5 protein-coding genes are annotated in these 9758 nt (G+C 40.5%); all 5 read right to left on the bottom strand.

Features of this window, described 5'->3' with window-relative positions; genetic code table 11:
- Positions 1-164 precede the first annotated feature (164 nt).
- On the bottom strand, positions 165-2111 hold the full coding sequence (gyrB, locus tag GMD6S_RS05420) for a DNA topoisomerase (ATP-hydrolyzing) subunit B (protein ID WP_000134072.1): 1947 nt from the start codon (positions 2109-2111) through the stop codon (positions 165-167).
- A gap of 13 nt (positions 2112-2124) precedes the next feature.
- On the bottom strand, positions 2125-2688 hold the full coding sequence (locus GMD6S_RS05415) for an HAD-IA family hydrolase (protein ID WP_008289140.1): 564 nt from the start codon (positions 2686-2688) through the stop codon (positions 2125-2127).
- 460 nt (positions 2689-3148) lie between these two features.
- The gene (locus tag GMD6S_RS05410) at positions 3149-7876 is read right to left on the bottom strand and encodes a glycoside hydrolase family 70 protein (protein WP_000970255.1); all 4728 of its coding nucleotides are present in this window, start codon (positions 7874-7876) and stop codon (positions 3149-3151) included.
- An 86-nt stretch (positions 7877-7962) separates the two neighbouring features.
- On the bottom strand, positions 7963-8826 hold the full coding sequence (locus tag GMD6S_RS05405; RefSeq protein ID WP_000894366.1) for a helix-turn-helix domain-containing protein: 864 nt from the start codon (positions 8824-8826) through the stop codon (positions 7963-7965).
- Between the two features lie 371 nt (positions 8827-9197).
- Positions 9198-9752 (bottom strand): DJ-1 family glyoxalase III, encoded by a 555-nt coding sequence (locus GMD6S_RS05400; RefSeq protein ID WP_001140928.1) that lies wholly within the window; start codon positions 9750-9752, stop codon positions 9198-9200.
- Positions 9753-9758 lie beyond the last annotated feature (6 nt).

Genomic DNA, 9758 nt, shown 5'->3' with positions numbered 1-9758 from the left:
ACGTAAAAAGATAGCTGTTACATAAGCTAAGATCAGAATGACTGCAATTGCAACCATTAGATAAATTAGTTGTCCATTAGACATATCAAACTCCTTTTATACTAGAAACAATCGTAATGATTATATCATATTTTTTAAACCAAGGGAACTATTTCCCACATTTTTTAGACGTCAAGTGTACTGTAAACAGCGTTTTCTTCGATAAATTCGCGACGAGGTTCTACTCGATCTCCCATCAACATATCAAAGATTTTATCTGCTTCGGCAGCATCATCTACCGAAACACGCGCCATCAAGCGATGTTCAGGATCCATGGTTGTTTCCCACAATTGGTGGTCATCCATTTCTCCCAAACCTTTATAACGTTGGATCGTTGGTTTTGAACGCCCTTCACTGTGACGTGCTAAGGCTTCTTGGAGTTTAATTTCTTGATCTGCACCAGGTTGAATGTATTCTTTGATCTCACTTCCAACTTTAACCCCATAAATCGGTGGTTGGGCAATGTAAACATAACCAGCCTCTAAGATTGGTTTCATATAGCGATAAATCAAGGTTAGCAAGAGAGTTCGAATGTGGGCTCCATCAACATCGGCATCGGTCATCAAAACGAGTTTTTGGTAACGAGCCTTAGTGACATCAAATTCTGCACCAAATCCTGTTCCCATGGCTGTGAAAAGGCTTCGAATTTCTTCGTTGGCAAGGATTTTATCCATGCTAGCTTTTTCAACGTTCAAGATCTTACCACGAATTGGCAAGATAGCTTGGAATTCACGATTACGACCAGATTTGGCTGATCCACCAGCTGAGTCTCCTTCGACGATGAAGAGTTCGGTTTCAGCAGGGTTGTTAGAAGAACAGTCTGCTAGTTTTCCTGGAAGATTGGAAATTTCCAAGCCAGATTTCTTGCGAGTGACTTCACGCGCACGCTTTGCAGCTACACGAGCCTTGGCAGCCAAAATCCCTTTTTCCACGATACGCTTGGCAATCTGTGGATTTTCCATGAGGAAATCAGAGAAGGCATCGCTGAAGAGGCGGTTGGTAATCTTAACTACTTCACTATTCCCCAGTTTGGTCTTGGTTTGTCCTTCAAACTGCGGGTTTGGATGCTTAACAGAGATAACTGCAGTCAAACCTTCACGAACATCTTCCCCTGTTAGGTTATCTTCATTGTCTTTTAGTAGTTTATTCTTACGAGCATAATCATTGATAACACGTGTCAGCGCTGTACGGAAACCTTGCTCATGCGTACCACCTTCATGGGTGTGAATGTTATTGGCGAAACTCATGACGTTTTCGTGGTAACCAGTTGTGTACTGCATGGCTACTTCAACTGTGATATCATCCATCTCACCGTCTGTGTAGATAGGTGTATCAAAGATCACATCCTTGTTCTCGTTGATATATTCAACGTAGCTAGCAATCCCACCCTCATAGTGGTAATGTTTAGTCTGTTCGAGACCATCACGCTTATCTGTGATGGAGATTCGAAGGCCTCGGTTCAAAAAGGCTAGTTCTTGAATACGTTTGTTTAATTTTTCAAAGTCAAAAGTTGTTGTTTCTGTAAAAATCTCTGGATCTGGTGTGAAGTGAACTGTTGTTCCCGTTTTATCCGTATCTCCAACCACCTCAAGATCAGCAACAACATGACCACGACGGTATTCTTGGTAATGAATCTTACCGTTTTTATGGACATGAACATCTAGTTGAGTTGAAAGAGCGTTTACTACTGATGAACCTACACCGTGTAATCCACCTGAAACCTTGTATCCGCCACCGCCGAATTTTCCTCCAGCGTGAAGAACTGTAAAGACGGTCTCAACAGCGGGACGTCCTGTCTTTTCCTGAATATCAACAGGAATTCCACGCCCATCATCCACTACGGTGATGGAGTTATCTGGCTCTATAAAGACTTGGATGTGACTGGCAAATCCAGCTAGGGCTTCGTCAATTGAGTTATCAACGATTTCCCATACTAGATGGTGAAGACCTTCTTTTGAAGTCGATCCAATATACATACCTGGACGCATACGAACAGCTTCAAGTCCCTCCAAAACTTGAATTTGACTGGCATCATAATCTTGTGCCTGTTGATTTTTGATTTCTTCTGTCATTTTTTCCCTTTTCTTACATGTCTATTGCTTGTCTCAATGTCGCAACGTTATTAAAAAGATAGGCATCTAAGCCAGCAGCTTTACCTGCTTCTACATCAATATTTCTGTCACCAATGACCAAACCAGATGTAATATGATATTTATCACGTAAATAAATCATGGACTCAGGATCTGGTTTCCGTTTAAAGCCAGAACTGGCAGTCACCACCTCGGTGAAGTAGTTCGCTATCTGGGTCTTAGCAAGAAGTTCTAGTACTTGGTCATTTCGATGAGAAACCAAGAAATGGCGGCCACCCTTGTCCGAAATGTCTTTGAGTAATTCTGGAATTCCCTCAAACAAAACTGGATGTTCTAGCTCACGCGCTTCATTTTCTTTGTAGTTCTCTAAAAAACCCTCGATATTTGGTGCAAACTTCTCGATGGCAAAAGCTGTCGAAACCTTCAAAGCTTCGTAGACTCGGTCGTGTTCTTGCTCTATTCCGTATTGGGCTAAGGTTTCTACAAAGGCTGCAGTAGAAGTCTCATAATTATCCAATAGGGTACCACCTAAATCCCATATATAGTCGTGATATTTCATACCCTTCATTATACCATTTTTTTATGAAAAAAGCGATGATTTCCTAGATTTTTCGGCTCTATAATTTATATAGAGAGTAAAACACTATTGCATCTATGGAGCCTTTTTGTGAAGAATAGCTCCTCTATAAATAATCAAGCAAAATCTTTCTTATCTCAAATGTACAAATTAAAGAATAGAAACTACTAACAACCGCGTCATTGTTCACAAACGAAACGCTTTTGGATTTTCAAACTTTAAAAATAGAATACTCATTGCTTTGAATACCACAATAGAGTGCAGAAAAAGATTATTCCAATATGGAGTCCCTTGTTAATTCATTACAGTTCCCAATGATTCCTTCTTTCTTTTCAATTGTAATTTATTCTCCAAACAGGCAAAAAACGATAACGTCCTTTTAAGGTGTTATCGTTTTTGTATATCATCAGATAAAGTTTGATTTTTATTGAGCTAAATTCGATTAGTTTCTTCCGAAGTTTTGACCTCTACCATCGCGGTCAAAATACATCCAACTTCCATCTTCAAGTTGAATCCATTTGCTTCGAGCCATATCCCCTGAATTGGCATCGAAATATCGACTAACCCCATTCACATCAACAACTTTTCCTTTGACTTGCTTGCCGTCTTGCGTGAAATAGAGAGTCTGTTGACCAACCTGCTGCAAGCCTGTCACTGCTTTTCCATCTTGATCAAAATAGTACCACTCATTCTGGGAACCTTCGACAAACTTGTTGGTTGCCATCTCTCCTGAGTTAGCATCAAAGTAACGGATACTCTTATCTGAAAGTGTCACGATTTTGCCCTTGACTTGCTTGCCATCTTGGTCGAAGTAAAGTGTTTGTTTGTCAATCTTTTGAAGGCCTGTCACTGCTTTACCAGTTTGGTCAAAGTAATACCATTCGTTCTTGGCACCTTCTGCAAACTTGCCGACTGCCATTTCTCCTGAGTCGGCATCAAAGTAACGGATGGATTTATCAGCCAAAGTTACTACTTTACCCTTGACTTGCTTACCATCTTGGTCAAAGTAAAGTGTTTGTTTGCCAATCTTTTGAAGACCTGTCACTGCTTTACCAGTTTTGTCAAAGTAATACCATTCGTTCTTGGCACCTTCAGCAAACTTGCCGACCGCCATTTCTCCTGAGTTGGCATCAAAGTAACGGATACTCTTATCTGAAAGTGTCACGATTTTACCCTTGACTTGCTTGCCATCTTGGTCAAAGTAAAGTGTTTGTTGACCAATCTTTTGAAGACCTGTCACTGCAACTCCATCTGCTCCGAAATAGTACCAATCACTTGGGTTATCACCTTGAGCAAAACGATTGATAACAGCATTTCCTGAATCCTTGTCAAAGTAACGAAGTTTGCCATCTTTAGCACTCACAATCTTGCCCTTAACCTGATAGCCGTTTTCATCAAAGAATTGCTGTCCATCTCCTATCTTGACAAGACCTCGAGCCATAACGCCCTTGGCATCAAAGTAACGCCAGTTTTGACCATCAGTAGTGTAGTAACGGTTGAGAACTTGGGCACTAGTTTGATCATAGTAGTACTGATTACCATTTTCATCTTCACGGATAGAATCACGAAGTTGAATACCATTCTTCAAGAAATAAACGTGCTTGCCATCAATTTCATGAGCACCTGTTACAAGATAGCCTCGTTTATCGAAGTAATACCAATTTCCATTTTCATCTTGGATAAAGGAATTTTTAGCTTGATAACCACTAGTTGAATAGAACTTAGTACCATTGGCATCACTAACAAATCCTGTGTAAGCATTCTTATTAACTAATTGCTTAGGCAATACTATCTCGCCATTTTTGTTAGTGAGATAGTCGTTGCTAGCCCAGTCTTTAAGAACATAGTAAGCCCCACGACCTAAGATATTGGTACCATTGAAGTACTTAGCCGACCACTTGGTAATCTTCTCATCTGTTGTCATTTTTTGACCATTGGAAATCTGTACTCGTTCAAAGATTTCTGGATATTTAGCTTTAAGCTCATCCAAGAAGGCTCCACCGTACTTACCTTGGAAATCAGTCCCATTGGTCTTACTATTAGCTACATAGAGTTTTTCCTTGATTTCTGCGCCTTCACGGTAGGTTCCGTAGTTATTGACACGTGTTGCTGTTACCACTTCCTTACCTGGTAGGTTATAGATTTGGTCTGGTACCCAGTCCGCGATGGCTTGGATATTGACACTGTGAAGCGCACGAAGAGCATTGAGCAAATCTTTTAAAGAACCATATTTATTGTTCTTGCTCATCGCCATATCGTAGCGGTCTTCAAAGGCATAACCATTCTGAATGATAGAATCTAAGAAAGTACCGTCTTGGCTAGATACATACTGAGGTGGTAGCTCAAATGAAGTTACTCCCCATTCCTTGAAGAGGTTGACATTTTTAGCAATGACTTTATTGGTATATTGGTCATCGCGGGTTGCAAAGTCTTGGAAGTTAGAAAATCCTTCGTAAATCAACTGAGAATCAAGAGCTGCGCTAGATTCGTAAACTTGACCACTAGCATTTTTCTTCTTGCTTGCTGTTGTACGAGCATCCTGATCTGCCTTAGCGCCAACTGGTACCCAAACAGCCAGATATCCAGAAACCTGTACATTGCTGTAGCCTGCGATATCATTCATATCAAAGGTCAAAATACCATTAGCATCTGTCTTCTTCCAGAGCGATTGCGGCACTTCTTCGTCAGTTAGATAACGGGAAATACCATCTTTAGTCGTCAAAAGTACAGGGCGATAGTATTGATTCTTGTGGGCTGCTCCCATATTGACTTGCAGTTTATCCCATACATTTAACTTGAGGTTAGGGTTGTTTGAAGCAATAACTGCCATCCCTTGAGTACGGGTTTCTGCTGTTCCTTCATCTGTTGCTTCATTGGCACCAGTACCGTAGCGAACAGAAGTCAAAATACCATTGTAAGACCATTTATCAGCCTCACGAGGTACACCCATATATGTGACTTTCATGTCTTGTCCACCTGCTACATACTTAATACGAGCACGCAACAAGGCATCGATAGCATCGTGGTAAGGAGATTTTTTCTCCATGTATTGACCATCATCGGTATAGAGGTCACCATAGTAGACCCGAGTGATAGAGTCTTTATTGGAGAGCATGAGAGCATGAGCAGTTGGGATGTTGAACTGCGTATACTTCTTGTCTGCCTTGCGCATATCTTCGTTGTAGATCTTGAAGGCTTGCTTGAGTTCATCCATAGTAAAGGTCAAACCATCCGTGTTTGGATTAATATTTTCTCGGATGATGTCGGCAATAACGGTTTGTACTTCACTGTCATGAGCCCGAACAAAGATATAGTTAGCCATCCGTTCGCCATTTTTCTTTTCAGAAGAACGGTCATTTAGACTATTTGTAATCGTTGGCTCTACTCCGCTACGGATAGATAGATTACGCATGAATGAATAAAGCAAGGACAAGCGTAGCTTGTTGTCAATTGCTAGTTGAGCACCCTTAGTATCTTTGTTGTAGTCAGGATCGTTATCAGACCAAGCTTCCAAGATAGACAAATGCTTAATAGCTTCTTCTTCACTTTCTCCAACCTTGTAGCGAGACTTGAAGTAGTCAGATGCGATTTGGAGCAAGTCTGCGTTGACATTGTCCACCGCATCGACACGAACTCCATCAAAATTAGCAGTCGGATCATTGGCTACGATGCTTCCAAAGTTCATCATAAAATGCAACCAGTTGAGTTGTTCGGCCTGAACAGCTGGATTAGAATTGTCAAAGTCGTTAGAGAGCAAGAACTCATAACCACCGTTTGACTTGTCAATGAAGTACTTAGGTGTACCTGTTTGACTAGTAGGGGTACGGTTAAGCAGACGGAACTTAGAGTCAGCATGAGAGCTCTTCTCATTATTAGTATAAAGCAAAGCTCCACCCTGCAAGTGGTCCTTTTTAGTACCAGTTGTTTCAGACTCTGACTTGATATTCCAGTTTGGCTGGGTTTTGACAAAGGCACCCATCAGCGTTCTCAACCATTTGGTATCGCCTTCTTTACCAATTTTTTCCTCAATTTTGCGCTGAACCTGCTGAGAAGCTCCTGTCAGGAGAGCTTGTTCAACTTTGTTTTCAAAAGCACCTGCTCCCAGACCTTGCTGGTTCATATAGTTGAGGTAATTAATCTGAGTACGTTTATCAGGCCACCAAGCCATCAAAAGAGGACGTAAGTCTGTTTCTGTCGAAGCCGTCCATGTTTTTCCATCTTTTAAGATGAACTTTGGACGATACCAGCTATCTGCTGTCAAATAACCGTCTACAGTTTCAATATCCTTGTCAGTCGTACCATAGAAAGCATTCTTTTGGGAGAATTCATTATTGAGACTGCTGGTTCCTTGTTGGAACTGATATTCATTTGAATCAACTAAGGCACCAGTTTCTGCATCAAAATAAAGTATTCTACCATTAAGTTCAACTGCAAAGTTCTTTTTAACTGTACCATCGTCCTGAACATAGTAATTTTTACCATCAATGGTCTTAATATGAGATAGGACATCATCATCATGGTCAGCATTTACAGGTGCAGGTTGAGCCTGATCTGCCACCATTCTTTCAGCTATTGCTCCCTGTTTTTGAGCAGGTTCGGGCAAGCGATCTTTCTTTGCAACCTTTGGATTTGCAACAATCTTGTCTTCAACAGCCGTTTTTTCTCGCTTGTCGCCTTCTTGGTCTTGGGCAGTTGTTGGCCTTGCTTGTTTATTCTGGTCTGCTACTTCAGTTTTAGGAGTTTCTGTGATTGCATTAGCAGCTTTAACTTCTTCAGCAACAGCAGCCTTTTCTGTAGATGCTTCTTTCGTATCTGCTGGTTTAGCAGGCTCTTGAGCATTGGTTTGAACTGTTGCTTCTGTATTTTCTGCTGGTTTAGCAGGCTTTTCACTAGCAGCAACATCGTCTGTCACCTTGTCTGCAGGGGTTACTTTTTCTGCTTCTTGCTCAGATGCTATTTTAGCTTGGGCTGGAGTTTGCTGACCCGGACCACTAGTCTGAGCTGTAGCAGGTTCTTGAACTACAACCTGCTTTACATCATCCGCATGGACAACGCCTGATTCTAGACCAAGTACCTTTGGTGCTACAATAAGGGCCAAGGTAGTCAAAGCAATGGCTACCCAGTTTTTCTTAACTTTATGCATCTTATAATGAATCTTTTTCTCCATCATAAAGCCTCCTTCTGAATTTAGTATAAAGTTACGCTCTTATTCTAGTATATTTTTCAAAATGATCATTTTTTGTTGCACATCTACAACTATGAAAGGCAAATTCTTTCAAACTGTTCTTTAAGCTTTTGAGCAACACCAAAGGAATCTAAAAATTCAAAAAAAGATAGGCATTGCTCGATGTCACTGAGAGCATTGGTATTCCCAACCTTGTAGGAGTAGAGAGCCCTATGATACTTAATCAGCGTTCGATCATATAGATCTGTTTCAGGAATTTTAGAGTGGTCGAGATAATTGAGAAACCTCATAGCAACTAGCAGATGGTTTCCTTCGATACAGACGCTAATGACATTAAGTAGCATCTTGATAATACGGCGGCGATTTTCAGGTAGGTTATTATAAAACTGGGTACGATTGATCATCTCACTAGCGAAGGTTTCCAGCGTTTCCAAGGTCATCAAATCAACACTGTTTGTAAAAAGCCAGAGTTCATAACGTCCCCACTCCTCAACAGAAAAGAGATGATCCGTCAGGAATTCAATATCCTTCTTGCTAATCTGAAAATCTGAGCAACAGGAGGACAAGAGGGCCCTGACAATGATTGTATTGAGTTTATAGTTTTTCTTCTCAGGAAACTGTTCGGTCAAAGCTTCTGAGCTTGACAAAATATTTTGGAGCTTGACAACATTGTTTTCCTGATATGCATCAGCTACTTTTTTTGAGAACAGCACATCATCTGAATCAATGTAATTATGGTAAACATACTGAAACTCCTCTAGGGAAACGGCCATATTTTTTAAACAGCAATAAAAAGAATCAAGTGTGATCCCATTGACTCCCCGTTCAAAACGGGATAGCTGAGCCACGGAAATATCACCAGCAGCTACCTCTTTCAGGGACATTTTTTTTGATTCTCTAATGACTTTGAATATTTTTCCAAAAGTTTCCAACATATCACTCCCCCAGTTTCGTATATGCAAAAAATTCTTACTAATTTTAATATACTAGTAACATGTTTCAATTATATTACAGAGAAAGTACTTTATATTTCAAATTAATACAAGCAGATTAATTCGCATGATAAGACCGTTTAATATAGCATTTATTGAATATTATATCTTTTCATGAATCTATTGATTTCAGTAGAAATCTGAACTATTCTATCTAACAACTTGAAAACACTAACATTTCTAGAGATAGATTCCTTCTTATGTTAAACGAATCTTGATTGATTTATAAAAGTTTGATATAAAATCGCAAGACAATCATATGAAACATTTTTTAGACATGGAGTAAATTAAAAAACGAGAGCCGAACTCTCGTCTTACTGTTGATTTCCAAAGACATCTCGATAGAGCATGCCGTCTCGTAAACTTTCAGCATCTCCTCCTAATTGCTCTACCAATTCATAGGCAAAGGCAAGTGCGGTTGACGGTCCTCGGCTAGTTGTTAGATTGCCATCCACAACTACTGTTTGCTTTTGATAAATTCCGTCAGTAATTTGCTCCTGAACTCCGTCATAACAAGTAAAGTGCTTGTCTTTCAGGACACCTGCTTGATGAAGAGCGATTGGGGCTGCACAGATGGCAGCAATTTTCTTTCCTGCTTGGTTAAAGGCTTTAATCTGTGAAATGAGCGCTTGATTATCTCGTAGGTGAGCTGAGCCTGGCATACCACCCGGAAGAACGACCAAGTCATAGTCGGACAAATCGCCATCAAAAACACGATCAGCTTTCACCTGAATGCCATGCGATCCTGTCACCTGCTCTTCAAATCCTACCATATCACATGAAATGTTTGCTCGACGCAAGACATCAACTACTGTCAAGGCTTCAATTTCTTCAAAACCCTGGGCTAAAATAACTGCAACTTTTGCCATAGTGAC

The organism is Streptococcus sp. GMD6S (genome assembly GCF_000297015.1).
Note: the sequence above shows the minus strand (reverse complement) of the source record. Positions and strands in the feature narration are given on the sequence as shown.